The organism is Actinomadura rupiterrae (assembly GCF_024172125.1).
Lineage (GTDB): Bacteria > Actinomycetota > Actinomycetes > Streptosporangiales > Streptosporangiaceae > Spirillospora > Spirillospora rupiterrae.
The window spans coordinates 488,508-502,514 of sequence record NZ_JAMZEA010000005.1 but is presented as its reverse complement, the minus strand read 5'-3'; the positions used below and the strand labels follow the sequence as shown (position 1 = coordinate 502,514).

General features: G+C 73.8%; 16 protein-coding genes. 4 read left to right on the top strand and 12 right to left on the bottom strand.

Features of this window, described 5'->3' with window-relative positions; translation table 11 throughout:
- Positions 1-54: 54 nt before the first annotated feature.
- The 3 genes from lipB to FHU30_RS19105 all read right to left on the bottom strand — a co-directional run bounded on the left by lipB (position 55) and on the right by FHU30_RS19105 (position 2,654).
- The gene (lipB, locus tag FHU30_RS19115) at positions 55-723 is read right to left on the bottom strand and encodes a lipoyl(octanoyl) transferase LipB (RefSeq protein ID WP_301323397.1); all 669 of its coding nucleotides are present in this window, start codon (positions 721-723) and stop codon (positions 55-57) included.
- Positions 724-953: 230 nt separating this feature from the next.
- Positions 954-1,691, bottom strand: a complete 738-nt coding sequence (locus FHU30_RS19110) for a Type 1 glutamine amidotransferase-like domain-containing protein (protein WP_253877505.1) — start codon at positions 1,689-1,691, stop codon at positions 954-956.
- A gap of 48 nt (positions 1,692-1,739) precedes the next feature.
- Positions 1,740-2,654 carry a TIGR01777 family oxidoreductase gene (locus FHU30_RS19105; protein WP_253877504.1) on the bottom strand — a complete coding sequence of 305 codons (915 nt, stop codon included), beginning with the start codon at positions 2,652-2,654 and terminating at the stop codon, positions 1,740-1,742.
- A 52-nt stretch (positions 2,655-2,706) separates the two neighbouring features.
- Here FHU30_RS19105 and FHU30_RS19100 point away from each other — a divergent pair, with 52 nt between their 5' ends.
- Complete coding sequence (locus FHU30_RS19100; RefSeq protein ID WP_253877503.1) at positions 2,707-3,009, top strand: hypothetical protein; 303 nt, start codon at positions 2,707-2,709, stop codon at positions 3,007-3,009.
- Positions 3,010-3,344: 335 nt separating this feature from the next.
- On the opposite strand, the gene FHU30_RS19095 is transcribed toward FHU30_RS19100, so the two are convergent.
- The 7 genes from FHU30_RS19095 to FHU30_RS19065 form a co-directional block, all read right to left on the bottom strand.
- Positions 3,345-3,680, bottom strand: a complete 336-nt coding sequence (locus FHU30_RS19095) for a PadR family transcriptional regulator (protein ID WP_253877500.1) — start codon at positions 3,678-3,680, stop codon at positions 3,345-3,347.
- A complete protein-coding gene (locus tag FHU30_RS19090) occupies positions 3,680-4,075 on the bottom strand; it encodes a hypothetical protein (RefSeq protein WP_253877499.1) in 396 nt (131 codons plus the stop codon). Before FHU30_RS19090 ends, FHU30_RS19095 begins: the two co-directional genes overlap by 1 nt.
- A 189-nt stretch (positions 4,076-4,264) precedes the next feature.
- The gene (gene sucB / locus FHU30_RS19085; RefSeq protein WP_253877497.1) at positions 4,265-5,761 is read right to left on the bottom strand and encodes a 2-oxoglutarate dehydrogenase, E2 component, dihydrolipoamide succinyltransferase; all 1,497 of its coding nucleotides are present in this window, start codon (positions 5,759-5,761) and stop codon (positions 4,265-4,267) included.
- 46 nt (positions 5,762-5,807) lie between these two features.
- Positions 5,808-7,199 (bottom strand): dihydrolipoyl dehydrogenase, encoded by a 1,392-nt coding sequence (gene lpdA / locus FHU30_RS19080; RefSeq protein WP_253877495.1) that lies wholly within the window; start codon positions 7,197-7,199, stop codon positions 5,808-5,810.
- A gap of 181 nt (positions 7,200-7,380) precedes the next feature.
- Positions 7,381-8,856: a leucyl aminopeptidase gene (locus tag FHU30_RS19075; protein ID WP_253877493.1), complete on the bottom strand. Its 1,476-nt coding sequence runs from the start codon at positions 8,854-8,856 to the stop codon at positions 7,381-7,383.
- Between the two features lie 70 nt (positions 8,857-8,926).
- Entirely contained in the window at positions 8,927-9,697 is a 771-nt protein-coding gene (locus tag FHU30_RS19070; protein WP_253877491.1) for an adenosylcobinamide-GDP ribazoletransferase, read from the bottom strand.
- Positions 9,694-10,638, bottom strand: coding sequence for a bifunctional adenosylcobinamide kinase/adenosylcobinamide-phosphate guanylyltransferase (locus FHU30_RS19065; RefSeq protein ID WP_253877489.1), 945 nt, complete (start codon positions 10,636-10,638; stop codon positions 9,694-9,696). The genes FHU30_RS19070 and FHU30_RS19065 overlap by 4 nt, the downstream gene beginning before the upstream one ends.
- Before the next feature lie 102 nt (positions 10,639-10,740).
- Between FHU30_RS19065 and FHU30_RS19060 the strand changes: the two genes are divergently transcribed.
- Complete coding sequence (locus FHU30_RS19060) at positions 10,741-10,950, top strand: hypothetical protein (protein WP_253877487.1); 210 nt, start codon at positions 10,741-10,743, stop codon at positions 10,948-10,950.
- A gap of 112 nt (positions 10,951-11,062) precedes the next feature.
- Here FHU30_RS19060 and FHU30_RS19055 read toward each other — a convergent pair whose 3' ends face one another.
- Complete coding sequence (locus FHU30_RS19055) at positions 11,063-12,064, bottom strand: aldo/keto reductase family protein (RefSeq protein WP_253877486.1); 1,002 nt, start codon at positions 12,062-12,064, stop codon at positions 11,063-11,065.
- A gap of 85 nt (positions 12,065-12,149) precedes the next feature.
- Positions 12,150-12,683: a DUF3043 domain-containing protein gene (locus tag FHU30_RS19050; RefSeq protein WP_253877484.1), complete on the bottom strand. Its 534-nt coding sequence runs from the start codon at positions 12,681-12,683 to the stop codon at positions 12,150-12,152.
- A 181-nt stretch (positions 12,684-12,864) separates the two neighbouring features.
- Between FHU30_RS19050 and FHU30_RS19045 the strand changes: the two genes are divergently transcribed.
- Both FHU30_RS19045 and pspAA read left to right on the top strand, forming a co-directional pair.
- Entirely contained in the window at positions 12,865-13,680 is an 816-nt protein-coding gene (locus FHU30_RS19045) for a PspA/IM30 family protein (protein ID WP_253877482.1), read from the top strand.
- Positions 13,677-13,955, top strand: coding sequence for a PspA-associated protein PspAA (pspAA, locus tag FHU30_RS19040; protein ID WP_253877480.1), 279 nt, complete (start codon positions 13,677-13,679; stop codon positions 13,953-13,955). Before FHU30_RS19045 ends, pspAA begins: the two co-directional genes overlap by 4 nt.
- Positions 13,956-14,007 lie beyond the last annotated feature (52 nt).

The window sequence follows — 14,007 nt, the reverse complement described above, 5'->3', positions numbered from 1 at the left end:
TCCAAGAGGCTGAACGGTGTCCGGGCGGGCATGCGGCCCGGCCCGGACGGGGGTTCAGACGGAGAGCTGGGCCGTGGTGCGGTGCAGGACCTCGGTGGCGCCCAGGAGCGTGCCGAGGTGGCGCTCGACCTGCGGGACGACCTCGGCGACCGTCACCGGGCGGCCGAGCTCGGCGCTGAGGCTGGTGGAGCCGGCGTCCCGGATCCCGCACGGGACGATCCGGTCGAACCACGACATGTCGCAGTCGCAGTTGAGCATGAAGCCGTGCATGGTGACGCCGCGCGAGACCCGGATGCCGATCGAGCCGATCTTGCGGTCCGGGGCGCCGGGCACCCAGAGGCCGCTGCGTCCCTCGACGGTGGTCGTCTCCAGGCCGAAGTCGGCGCAGACGTCCATCATCATGCGCTCCAGCAGCCGGACGTAGGCGACCACGTCCACCGGGTCGGGCAGCCGCAGGATCGGGTAGCCGGTCAGCTGGCCCGGACCGTGCCAGGTGATCTTGCCGCCGCGGTCCACCTCGACGACCGGCGCGCCGGGGTCGCCGAACGGGCGGTCCAGCGGCTCGGTGCGCTTGCCCGCCGTGTAGACCGGCCGGTGCTCCAGCAGGAGCACGGTGTCGCCGATCTCGCCGTCGGCGCGGCGCGCGTGGGTGCGGCGCTGGAGCTCCCAGCCCGCCTCGTAGTCCACCGCCGCGGTGCCGAACCCGGCGTGGACGACGGTCAGCGCGTCGATGTCGAAGCTCGGCAGCGACGGCGCGGGCCGTTCGCCCTCGGGAGCGGCCCCCCGCCCGGCCCCGCGCCCGGCGTCGGCGGGCGTCGCGCGGTCGGTCGCGGGGGCGGCCACCGAGATGACCTCGGGAGCGGCCGCCGGGGCGGCTTCGGGAGCGGCCGCCTGGGCGGTCACGGGAGCAGCGGCACGTACGTCAACATCGCTCACGCCGCCAGCCTATGTCGTTACTCGCGGGTCAGGAGCCGGGGCTCGATCCGGCTCTCCTTGACCCGGCCGGGGCCGTCCGCGTCGATCCGGTAGGCGCCCTTGCCGTCGGTGAACGTCACGGCCTGGACGAACTCGGTGCCGACGTAGTGCAGCGCGGTGTCCTCGTCCGCCGCGAAGCCGCCCGGCAGGACGCCCTCGCCGACGAGCTTCTGCAGCAGCGGGCGGCGCTGCGGCTCGCTGTCGTAGTGCACGCCGCAGGAGTAGGGCAGCAGCCCGAGGCCGCCCGCGAACGGCACGAGCTGCGGCCCGAACGAGTCGGTGTTGCCGCCCATGTGCCAGCACAGCGCCCCGGCGCTCTGCCCGGACAGCACCACGCCCTCGTGCCACGCCTCGCGCATGATCTCGTCCAGGCCGTGCAGCCGCCACAGCGCCATCAGGTTCGCGACGCTGCCGCCGCCGACGTAGACCAGGTCCTGGGAGAGCAGGTGCTCGCGCATGTTCGCGACGTTCGGCATCGGGAACAGCGCGAGGTGGCTGACCTCGGCGTCCAGCATGCCGAACGCGGCGTAGGAGCGCGCGACGACCTCCGGGCGGTCGCCCATGGCCGTCGCGAGGAAGCAGATCCGCGGCCGGTCCTGCCCGGTCAGGTCGCAGGCGTAGCGGAGCAGCGGGCTCGGCCTGACGCCGTCGCGGCCGTCCCGGATGTAGCTTCCGCCGCCGATCGCGAGGATGTGCGGCTGGCCGTCCGTGCTCATCTGCTCCCCCTCCTCATGGACGCGCTTCCCGGACGTCGTGGATCGCGTTCACCGATCACGGTACGGGTCGCTATGGCCGCGATCCCCGTTTTTGAAGATTCTTGGCAAGGCCGCGCCCAGTTCGGGGTCGGCGAACCGGAAACCGGCCTCCGCCAGCCGCCGCGGGACGACCCGTTGCCCCGGCAGGATCGCCTCCCGCGCGAACCCCGGCAGCGCCATGCGCAGGGCGAACGCCGGGACGGGCAGGGGAGTGGGCCGGTGCACCGCGCCGCCCAGCTCGCGGGTGAACTCGGCGTTCGTCACCGGGTTCGGGGCCGCCAGGTTCACCGGCCCGGACAGCTCGTGGTCGATCAGGAAGCGCAGCGCGGCGACCTCGTCCGCGAGGGTGATCCAGGACCAGTACTGGTGGCCGGATCCGAGCCGTCCGCCCAGGCCGAGCCGGTAGAGCGGCAGGAGTTTGGCGAGCAGGCCCCCGCCCGCGCCCAGGACGTTCGAGGTGCGCGCGAACGCCACTCGCGCGCCCGCGTGGGAGGCGGGCGCCGCCGCGTCCTCCCAGGCCTGGACGAGGTTGGCGAGGAAGCCCGTGCCGTTCGGCGCGTCCTCGTCCACCTCGCGGTCGCCCGTGTCGCCGTAGAAGCCGATCGCCGACCCCGACACCAGCACCGGGACGCCCGCGTCGGCGACCGCCTGCGCGATCGTCGAGGTGCCCTGGACGCGGCTCAGCAGCAGCGTCCGGCGGTAGCGCGGCGTCCAGGGCCGGTCGCCGATGCCCGCGCCCGCGAGGTGGACGACCGCGCCGACCCCGTCAAGATCGACAGGCCCGCCCGACGGCTCCCAGCGCCGCTCGTCCGGCCCGGACGGCTCGCGCCGCACCAGCCGGACCACCTCGTGCCCGTCGTCCGCCAGCGAGGCGGTGAGGGCCGAACCGATGAATCCCGAAGCTCCCGTGACCGCGACCTTCATAGAGCCCACCCTAGGTCCCGGCCCGTCCCGGCCCGGCGATAGCCTCCGGGACATGGCAAAGATCCCCACCGCGGCCGTGGCCGCCACCGGTCTCGTCGGCGGTTACGCCGCCGCCCGCTTCACCCGCCGCCGTCCGCTCGGCGGCGCCGTCCTGGCGGCCGCCGGGGCGTACTGCGCCCGCGAGTGGCGCAAGACCGCGGGCCCCAAGGGCACGGCCGCGCTGCTCACCGTCTACGTCGCGGGCTTCGGCGGCTCCCACCCGCTCGCGAAGAAGATCGGCGCCTGGCCGTCCGTCCTGAGCGTCGCGGCCCTGTCGGCAGGCACCGCCTACGTCCTCTCCGACCGCAAAAGCTGACCGCAGGGACGCGTGGCTGACGAAACGGCCGAGGTGGTCGACTCGCTCGATCTCCCAGCCCTGCGCGCCGAAGCGGTTCATCATCGCCTCGTCGACCGACGCGTCCGCCGACCACACCCAGCGTTCCGCGCCCGGTTCCGGCCCGGGCGCGCCCTCGGCCTCCGCGCTCTCGGCGAACTCGGCGGCGAAGCGCACCGCCGGGCCGAACTCGTCCTCCGGATCCGCGCCGGACTCGGCCACGTGGCCCGACAGCTCGGCGATCAGCAGCCCGATCCGGTCCTCGGCGACGCCGAGTCGCCGCAGCGCTTCTGCCGGCTCGTCGAAGTAGCGCTCGCTCATGCCTCGCCCCCGGTCAGCAGCCCCCGGACGGCCGCGTGGAACTCCAGCCAGGACGCGCCCTGCTCGTCCAGGGCCGTCCGCCCCGCGTCCGTGAGGCGGTAGTAGCGGCGTCCGGGGCCGCGCTCGGCTGCCCGGAACTCGGCCTGGACGAGTCCGGCCGCCTCCAGCCGGTTCAGGACCGGGTAGAGGGTGCCGCCCTTGATCTGCCCGAGGCCCGCCTGGTCCAGCGCCTTGGCGAGCTCGTAGCCGTAGCTCTCGCCGGGCCGCAGGCTCGCCAGGACGGCCAGGTCGAGCACCCCCTTGAGCCAGTTCGTGCGCGGGTCGGCCGCCATCAGCGGCGCCCGCCGCGAGAGGCCGCCGCGAGGACGGCCGCGACGGCCAGCACGACCGCGCCGACCCCAGCGATGACCCCGGAGGCCGTGGTGGACGCGTCGCCTCCGCCGGTGGACGCGCCGACCGCGTAGACGGCTCCGGAGACCGCGAGCGCGCCGAGGCCGGCCAGCGCGGCGCGGAAGGCGGCACGACGGGCCGAGTGGCGCTGCGGCGCGTCCGCCTTCCAAGTCGTCCGGTAGGCCACGACCGCGCCCAGCAGCACCCCGGTCCCCGAGACGGCCGCGGCGAGCGGCCCGTGGAACAGGACGACACCGAGGGCGGTCCACATGCCCGCGAGCGGCAGCAGCGCGATCGCGGCCTGCGGGCGGGGGCCGGCGGCGGACGGTCCGTTCAAGGTCGCTCCCTAGGTGGTGCTCGATGCCACCTAGACGATAAGGCCACCTAGTTAGGAATACAACCTAGGTAGGGACGGAGAAACGGTGAAACCCGCCGCCGCGGAACGCGGACGGCGGGTTTCGGCTGCCGAAGGGCTGCCCGGAGGCTGCCGGAGGGCTGTGCCTCCTGGCGTGCCCGGAGGCGGAGGTCAGAGGCCGAGCTCGGCCTCGAAGTTGCCCTCCTCCAGGCGGTGCTTGACGGTTCCCAGGAAGCGGGCCGCGTCCGCGCCGTCGATGAGGCGGTGGTCGTAGGTCAGCGCCAGGTAGGCGATGGACCGGACGGCGATGACCTCGCCCAGCTCCGGGTCGTCGATGACGGCCGGGCGCTTCACGACGGCGCCGGTGCCGAGCATGCCGACCTGCGGCTGGTTCAGGATCGGGGTGTCGAACAGCGCGCCGCGGCTGCCGGTGTTCGTCAGCGTGAAGGTGCCGCCGGACAGCTCGTCCGGGCTGACGCGGTTGGTCCGGGTGCGGTCGGCGAGGTCGGCGATCCGCTGCGCGAGGCCGCCGAGGTTCAGCTGGCCCGCGTTGTGGATGACCGGGACCATCAGGCCGCGCTCGGGCACGTCCACGGCGAAGCCGAGGTTCTCCACGTCGTGGTAGGTGACCTCGTCGCCGTTGATGACCGCGTTCAGCTTCGGGTGCTGCTTGAGCGCCTCGATCGCCGCGACCGCGAAGAACGGCATGAAGGACAGCTTCACGCCCTCGCGGGCCTCGAAGTCGGCCTTCGCCCGCTCGCGCAGCCGCGCGACCTTGGTGACGTCGACCTCGACGACCGTGGTGAGCTGCGCCGAGACCTGGAGCGACTCGACCATGCGGCGGGCGATGGTCTGCCGGATCCGGGACATCTTCTCGGTCTTGCCGCGCAGCGCGAGCTGCTCGGCGGGCGCGGCGAACGACACCGGGGCCGGGGGCGCCGGGCGGGCCTGGCCGGACGGCGCGGCGGCGGGCGCGGCCGGAGCCGGGGCGGCGGCGGCCTCGCGGGCGGCGCGGGCGGCCTCCAGGACGTCCTGCTTGCGGATCCGGCCACCGACGCCGGTGCCCTTCACCGCGTTCAGGTCGACGCCGTGCTCGGCGGCGAGCTTGCGCACCAGCGGCGTGACGTACGGGCCCTCGCCGGTGCCCTGGCCGTCCTGGGACGGGGCGGGCGCGGACGGCGCGGACGGCGCGGACGGCGCCTGCGCGGCCGGGGCGGGCTCGGGCGCGGACGGCGCGGGAGCCGGAGCCGGAGCGGCGGGCTGCTGCGGCGCGGGCGGCGGCCAGGACGACGGCGGCGGGCCCTGCGGGGCCTGCGCCTGCGGCTGGGACTGCGGCTGCGCCGGGGTGGCCGGCTCCTCGGCCTTCGGCTCCGGCTCGGGCGCGGCCTTGGCCTCGGGCTCCGGCGCGGGCTTGGCCGCCGGGGCGTCGCCCTCGTCGCCGATGACGGCGAGCTCGGCGCCGACCTCGACGGTCTCGTCCTCGGCGACGGTGATGCTGGTCAGGATGCCGGACGCGGGAGAGGGGATCTCGGTGTCGACCTTGTCGGTCGAGACTTCGAGAAGCGGCTCGTCGGTCTCGACGCGCTCGCCCTCCTTCTTCAGCCAGCGGGTGACGGTGCCCTCGGTGACGCTCTCGCCGAGCTGGGGCATGGTGACGGAGACCGGCATGGCTCTCAGATACTCCTTCGAGATCTCAAATTCCCGGCGCGGCGGTTCAGCCGTGCACGTGCAGTGGCTTGCCGGCGAGCATCAGGTGCGCCTCGCCGACCGCCTCGGACTGGGTCGGATGCGGATGGATGAGCTGGGCGACCTCGCTCGGCAGGGCCTCCCAGTTGTAGATCAGCTGACCCTCGGTGACCAGCTCGCCGACCCGCGCGCCGACCATGGACAGGCCCAGCACGCGGCCGCCGCGCTCGGCGATCACCCGCACCTCGCCCTGCGTTCCGAGGATCTTGCTCTTGGGGTTGCCGGCCAGGTCGTAGACCGCGGTGTCGATCTCGTACCCGCGCTCGGCGGCGACCTTCGAGGTGATGCCGACGGAGGCCACCTCGGGGTCGGAGTAGGTGATCCGGGGGACGCCCTCGTAGTCGATCGGCGCCGGGTCGAGCCCGCCCAGCCGCTCGGCGACCAGGATGCCCTCGGCGAAGCCGACGTGCGCGAGCTGCGGGGTGTCGACCAGGTCGCCGACGGCGGAGACGGTCGGGACGGCGGTGCGGCACAGCTCGTCCACCTTGACGAAGCCGCGCTCCAGCGCGATCCCGGCCTCCTCGAACCCGAGCCCGGACGAGACCGGACCGCGGCCGACCGCGACGAGCAGCAGCTCCGCGTCGAGGGTCTTGCCGTTCTCCAGCGTGACCGAGACACCGGCGTCGGTGGTCTTGACGCCCTGGAACCGGACGCCCAGCTCGTACTTGATGCCGCGCTTGCGGAAGGCGCGCTCCAACCGCTTGGAGCTGCTCTCCTCCTCCAGCGGCAGCAGGTGGGGGAGCGCCTCCACGATCGTGACCTCGGCGCCGAACGAGCGCCACACGCTCGCGAACTCGACGCCGATGACGCCGCCGCCGAGGATCACCACGGACAACGGGACGCGGCCCAGCGTGAGCGCGTGGTCGCTGAAGATGACCTTGTCGCCGTCCACGTCCAGGCCGGGCAGGGTGCGCGGGACGGACCCGGTGGCGAGCACGATGTGCCGCCCCTCCAGCGTCCGGGTGGAGCCGTCGGCGGCGCGGACCTCGACCGACGTCGGGGACGCGAGCCGCCCGTCGCCCTCGACGACCTCGATGCCGCGCGACCTGATCAGCCCGGACAGGCCCTTGACGGTGCCGGTGACGATCTTGTCCTTGTAGGCCTGGACGCCGTCGATGTCGATGCCGTCGAAGGTGGCCTTGATGCCGAACGTCGCCGCCTCGCGCGTCTGGTCGGCGACCTCCGCCGCGTGCAGCAGCGCCTTGGTGGGGATGCAGCCGCGGTTCAGGCAGGTGCCGCCGAGCTTGTCGCGCTCGACCAGCGCCACGCGCATGCCGAGCTCGGACGCGCGCAGCGCGCAGGCGTACCCGCCGCTCCCGCCGCCCAGGACCACGATGTCGAAGGGGCCGCTGTCAGCCAATGTCGCTCCCTTTCCGCCTTCCGCGCCTACGGCAGGTGTGCCCGGCGCCCTCGCGGACGCGGCTGGTGCGCCGCCCGCGATCACCCGGCGGCGGGACGGGGTGACGGCCCGCCGTCAGGGAAAACCTATTCCCTTGTACGCCGGGCGGGACCGCTCGGGGTCCCGCCCGGCGGAAAAAACGTCAGAGCTCGCCGGCCGCCAGCGCCTCGGCGACCGCGACCAGCGTGCGCACGGCGGCGCCGGTGCCGGCCTTCGGCGTGTAGCCGTACGGCTCGCCCTTGTTGTAGGACGGGCCGGCGATGTCGAGGTGCGCCCAGCGGACGCCGTCCGGCACGAACTCCTTCAGGAACACGCCCGCGACGAGCATGCCGCCCCAGCGCTCGCCGCTGATGTTGGCGATGTCGGCGACGGCCGAGTCCAGGCCCTTGCGCAGCTCCTCCGGCAGCGGCATGCCCCAGGACGGCTCGCCCGCGGCGACGGCCGCCGCGACGACCTTCTCGCGGACGTCGTCGTCGTTGGCCATCACGCCGGTGGTGCGGGTGCCGAGCGCGACCAGCTGGGCGCCGGTCAGCGTGGCGACGTCGATGAGCAGGTCCGGAGCGTCCTCACCGGAGCGGACGATCGCGTCGGCCATGACCAGCCGGCCCTCGGCGTCGGTGTTCAGCACCTCGACGGTCTTGCCGCCGTAGACGCGCAGCACGTCGGACGGGCGCTGGGCGGTGCCGGACGGCATGTTCTCGGCGAGCGCCAGGTAGCCGACGACGTTCACGGCGGGCTTCAGCGCGGCGATCGCGGCGAGCGCGCCGAGCACGGCACCGGCGCCGCCCATGTCGGACTTCATCCAGTCCATGCCCTCGGCGGGCTTCAGCGAGAGGCCGCCCGAGTCGAACGTGATGCCCTTGCCCACGAGCGCGAGCGTCTTGGCCGCCTCGGGGTGGGTGTAGGAGAGGCGGACCAGCCGCGGCGGGTTCGCCGAGCCCTGGCCGACGCCGACGATGCCGCCGTAGCCGCCGTCCACCAGCTCCTTCTCGTCCAGCACCTCGATGGCGAGGCCGCCGTCGGCGGCGACCTTGGTGGCCACCTCGGCGAAGTCCTCGGGGGACAGGTCGGACGGCGGGGTGTTCACCAGGTCGCGGACCAGGGTGATCGCGGACGAGAGCGTCTCGGCGCGGCGCACCGCGGCCTCGTCGCCGGCGCCGACGAGCACGATCTCCTCGACCGGGCCGGGCTTCTCGGAGGTGCGGTAGGCGGCGAAGCCGTAGTTGCCGAGCAGCGCGCCCAGCGCGACGGCCTCCAGGTCCGCGGCGGACGCGGCGGGCAGCGCCACCGCGACCTTGGTCTTGCCCGCGAGCGCGCGCAGCGCGGCGCCGGCGGCGCGGCGCAGGCCCTCGGCGTCCAGGTCGGCGGCGTCGCCGAGGCCGACCGCGACGATCAGGGCGGCGGGCAGGGCGCCCAGCGTGGGCAGCTTGACGACCTCGCCGGCCTTGCCGGTGGCGCCCAGCGCCGTCAGGGAACCGGCCAGCCGGCCGGAGAGGGCGGCGTCGATGTCGTCGGCCCCGGCGGGACGGACGCCGTCCTCGGCCGGGTGGACGCCGACGACGATCGCGTCGGCGTCGAGGGCGGTCAGGACTGCGCTGTCAAGACTGATGGTCGTCACGTCCTCCGATGTTAGTCCTACGAGTGACCGGTTTCGCCCTTATCGATCAAGCTCGGGCCGGGCGCCGCCCTCAGCGGACGGCCTGCGCGAGCAGGGCGGCCGCCGTCGCGGCCTCCACGAGCGCGCCCAGCACGTCCCCGGTGACCCCGCCGAGCCGCCGGACGGCGTGACGCAGCGTCGCGAGCGCCGTCCCGAGCGCCACCACGACCGCCGCGCCCGCCCGCGCGAGCCCGCCGGGCCCGTCGGTCGCGAAACCGAACGCGGCGGCGGCCACCAGGACCGCCACCGACACGACCGCGACCGCTCTGACCGGCACGGATCCGGCGACGAGCGCCCCCAACCCGCCCGGACGCGCCGACGGGACCCCGGCCCGGCACGCCCACGGCAGCGCGAGCCGCCCGGCCACCGCCGCCACCAGCACGGACACGGCCGGCGCCGGGGCCGACGCCAGCGCCGCCACCTGGATCAGGAGCGTTAGCACCAGCGTCGCCACGCCGAACGGCCCGATGTCCGACTTCTTCATGATGTCCAGCGCGCCCTCGGCGGGCTTGCGGCTGCCGAGCCCGTCCGCGAGGTCGGCCAGGCCGTCCAGGTGCAGCGCCCGCGTCAGCGCCGCGCCGACCGCGACCGCCAGCGCCGCGCCCAGCAGCCGGCTGAACCCGAGCCACCCCGCGACCAGCAGGACGACCGAGCCTGCGCCCCCGACTATGAGCCCCACCGCCGGCGCGAGGACCATCGCCCGCCGCGCCGCCTCCCGGTCGACCCGCTCGGCCCGCACCGGCACGACGCTGAGCAGCGTCACGCCCAGCCGGGCCCCGGCCTCCCAATCCCGCAGGCTCACGGGAGGTCCAGGACGCGGCCGGCGACGACCAGGGCGACGTCCTCCGACTCGGCGGCGAGGCGCTGGTTCAGGGTGCCGAGGACGTCGCGGAAGGCCCGTCCCACCCGTGTCGTCGGCACCAGCGACATCCCGACCTCGTCGCTGACCGCGACCACGCGGGCGGACGTCGACCGCCACGCCTCGACAAGCTCGTCCAAGCGGCCCTGGACGCGCGACGGGTCGTCCCAGGCGTCCGCCTGCTCCATGGCCGCCGCGACCCACGAGCCGATGCCGTCCACCAGGACGGAGCCCGAGGCGGAGCCGAGCGCCTCCGCCAGATCGGTCGTCTCCAGCGTTTGCCACCAGGCCGGGCGCCGTTCCCTGTGGGCGTCGATCCGGGCCGTCCACTCGGCGTCGGACGGGTCGCCGACACCGGTCGCCACGTACGTCACGTACGGCTGGGCGACCAGACGCATCTCGGCCTCGGCCGACTTGCCCGACCGCGACCCGCCGAGGACCAGCGACCGGTGCGGCCCGTCGAACGGCTCCGTCCAGTACCGCAGCCGCCGCTCAAGCTCGGCGGGCGAACCCACCCGGTGATCCACGTGGACGGCCCGCACGTCGGTCTCGTCCGACACGGCGCCCTCGCGCCGCAGCCGTCCCAGGTGCTCGGGCGCGCCGACCAGGTCCAGCAGCACCGCGTCGTACACGACCCCGCCCGCGGGCTCCGGCCGCTGCCCGACACCCGCCGCGACCAGCACGCGGTGCCCGAACGGCACGTGGACGTCCCATCCGCCCGGCACGTCCAGCCGGGGGCAGTCCTCCAGGGGCACCCCGTTGATCAGCACCACGGTCGGCTCCAGCGACACCCCCGCGGCCCGGGCCCGGGCGCACGACGCGCACCGGCACCCCGCCGCGGGCCATCCCGCGGGGCCGCCGCTCCCCATGACTTCGATCTCCATCCCACCCCGACCCTATTGGCCGCCTCTCACCGGCGTCGCCCGAGTCCGACGGGTTACCCTCACGGCTACGGGGCTGGTCGATGCGGCGGAAGGGCAGTGGCGATGACGTGGAGCTGGCGACTGGAGAAGGACGACGGCCGGGAGGCCGGGACGTCCGGGCAGAGCGAGGAGGAGACGTTCGGGACGCAGGCCGCCGCCGAGACGTGGCTCGGCGAGCACTGGCGCGAGCTGCGCGAGAGCGGCGTCGGCCAGGTCGTCCTCCTGGACGGCGAGAACACCGTCTACAAGATGAGCCTGCTCGACCCCGAGTGACCCCCGGGCCGGCCCTGCGCCCCGAACCGCAGGGCCGTCCCCGCCTACGGCGCGCGCGCCCGCTCCGACCCCGGCTTCGCGCGCGAGGCCGCGTTACGGGCGTGAGGCGGCGCTACGGGCGTGAGGCGGGGCTCACGGTGCGGGAGGGGTCGCGTTCCACGACGGGGGCGATGATCTCGTCGATGCGCGCGAGGACGTCCGGTTCGAGCTTCACCCCCGCCGCCTTCACGTTGTCGCGGACCTGCTCGGGACGCGACGCGCCGACGATGGCGGCCGAGACGTTCGGGTTCTGGAGCGTCCAGGCGATGGCGAGCTGCGCCATGGACAGGCCCAGTTCGTCCGCGATCGGGCGGAGCTCCTGGACGCGGCGCAGCACCTCGTCGTCCAGGTAGCGGGCGATCATGTTCGCGCCGCCCTTCTCGTCGGTGGCGCGCGAGCCCGCCGGGGCGGCCTGGCCGGGCAGGTACTTGCCGGTCAGCGCGCCCTGCGCGATCGGCGACCAGACGATCTGGCCGATCCCCTCGCGCTCGCACAGCGGGACGACCTCGGACTCGATGACCCGCCACAGCATGTTGTACTGCGGCTGGCTCGACACGATCCGGTCGAGGCCCATCTCGTCCGCGATCTTGAGCGCGCGCTCGATCTCCTCCGCGCGCCACTCCGAGACGCCGATGTACAGCACCTTGCCCTGCCGGACGAGGTCGTCGAACGCGCGGAGGGTCTCCTCCAGCGGCGTCTCGTAGTCGAACCGGTGGGCCTGGTAGAGGTCCACGTAGTCGGTCTGGAGCCGCTTGAGCGAGCCGTGGATCGACTCGAAGATGTGCTTGCGCGACAGGCCCCGGTCGTTCTGCCCGGGGCCTGTCGGCCAGTACACCTTCGTGAAGATCTCCAGGCCCTCGCGCCGCTGCCCCTTGAGGGCGCGGCCCAGCACGTCCTCCGCCCGCGTCCCGGCGTAGACGTCGGCGGTGTCGAACGTGGTGACGCCCTCGTCGAGGGCCGCCGCGACGCAGGCGCGCGCGGCGTCCTCCTCGACCTGGGAGCCGTGGGTGAGCCAGTTGCCGTAGGCGATCTCGCTGATCTTCAGGCCGCTGCGGCCGAGCCGTCGGAATTCCATGATCCCGACTTTAGGGGCCCGGACGGACGGCCCGGGGACTCCAGGGGCCCGGGGACTCCCGGGACTCCAGGGGCCCCGGGGCGGCTCAGGGCTTCCAGTCCTTCTGGCCGATGCGGACCTGCGGGGCCGGGACGCGGAGCCGGCGGATCTGCATGGCGCGCATGGCGGCGTAGAGCCCGAGGCCCTTGCGGTCCTCGTCCGGGTGGTGCTCGGCGGCGAGCTTGTTCACCCCGCGGGCGAGCAGCAGGCCCTCGACGAACACCACGAGCAGCAGCACCGGCGGCGCGAACAGCATCGCCAGCCGGACGGCCGGGATCGGCATGAAGTTCAGCACGACCAGCGCCAGCAGCAGGTACATCAGGTACGAGCCGACCGTGCGGCGCGAGTCGACGTAGTCGCGGGCCATCCGCCGGACGGGGCCCTTGTCGCGCTTGAGGAGGTACCGCTCGTCGCCCTTGGCCATGCCGTCGCGGGCCTTGGCGCGGTCGGTCGCCTGCTTGTCGCGCAGCCGCTTGTACGCCTCCTTGCGGTTCTGCGGCGCGGTGATGGGCTGGCGCCGCCGCTTCTCGGCGTCCTTGCGCTTGGGCGTAGGACGGCCCTTGCCCCCCGGCTTGGCCACAACTTCCGGAGGAGCCTCGGGGGCTTCTGAAGTACGACGTCGGAACACGTGGTTCACCCTACCGGCTGCGAACATCGTGGCTGCCTCGCGCGTTAACGCGTAGGGTGATAAGAACCCCAGCAGTGGTCATTGGGCCCAGCATTGACTGGGCCAGCCAGCAGGAAGGGACCGGCGCCGCGCGATGAGCGTGATGAAGCGAATGTCGATGATCTTCAAGTCCAAGGCGAACAAAGCCCTGGACAGGATGGAAGATCCTCGGGAGACCCTGGACTACTCCTACCAGCGCCAGCTGGAGATGCTGCAGAAGGTCCGGCGGGGCGTGGCGGACGTCGCGACCTCGCGCAAGCGCCTGGAGCTCCAGATCAACCAGCTGGAGCAGCAGCAGAGCAAGCTGACCGACCAGGGCCGCAAGGCCCTCCAGGTCGGCCGCGAGGACCTGGCCCGCGAGGCGCTCACCCGGCGCTCCGGCCTGGACTCCCAGCTGAACGACCTGCGCGCGCAGTACCAGCAGCTCCAGGGCGAGGAGGAGAAGCTCACCCTCGCCTCGCAGCGGCTGCAGGCCAAGGTCGACTCGTTCCGCACCCGCAAGGAGACCATCAAGGCCACCTACACGGCGGCCGAGGCGCAGACCAAGATCAACGAGGCGTTCTCCGGCATCTCCGAGGAGATGGGCGACGTCGGCCTCGCGATCCAGCGCGCCGAGGAGAAGACCGAGAACATGAAGGCCCGCGCCGGGGCGATCGACGAGCTCCTGGCGTCCGGCGCCCTGGAGGACTTCTCCGGCCCGCGCGACGACATCCAGGCCGAGCTCGACCGGATGGGCTCCGGCCCCGGTGTCGACGCCGAGCTGGAGGCGCTGAAGGCCGAGCTGGGCCAGGGCACGCCGCAGAAGGAGCTGAACCCCGGCAACCAGCAGCAGGGCGCCCCGGCCCCGCAGCAGCACCAGCAGGGCCAGCCGCAGGGCGGGTTCCCGCAGCAGCCGGGAGGCCACCAGTGATCGTCCGGATCATGGGCGAGGGCCAGCTCGACGTCGCCGACGCCGACCTGGCCGTGCTGAACACGCTCGACGACGCCCTGGAGGCGGCGATCGAGTCGGGGGACGAGGACACCTTCCGCCAGGCGCTGCACAGCCTGCTGGAGAGCGTCCGCAAGGTCGGCAAGACGCTGCCCGAGGACAGCCTGGAGCCGTCGGAGCTGATCCTGCCTCCGGCCGACGCCAGCATCGACGAGGTGAGCGCCATGCTCGGCGACGAGGGGCTCATCCCCGACTAGGGCGGCGTCCCGGTCCCGGCACGAATGCCGGGGCCAGGACGTTGTACCGATG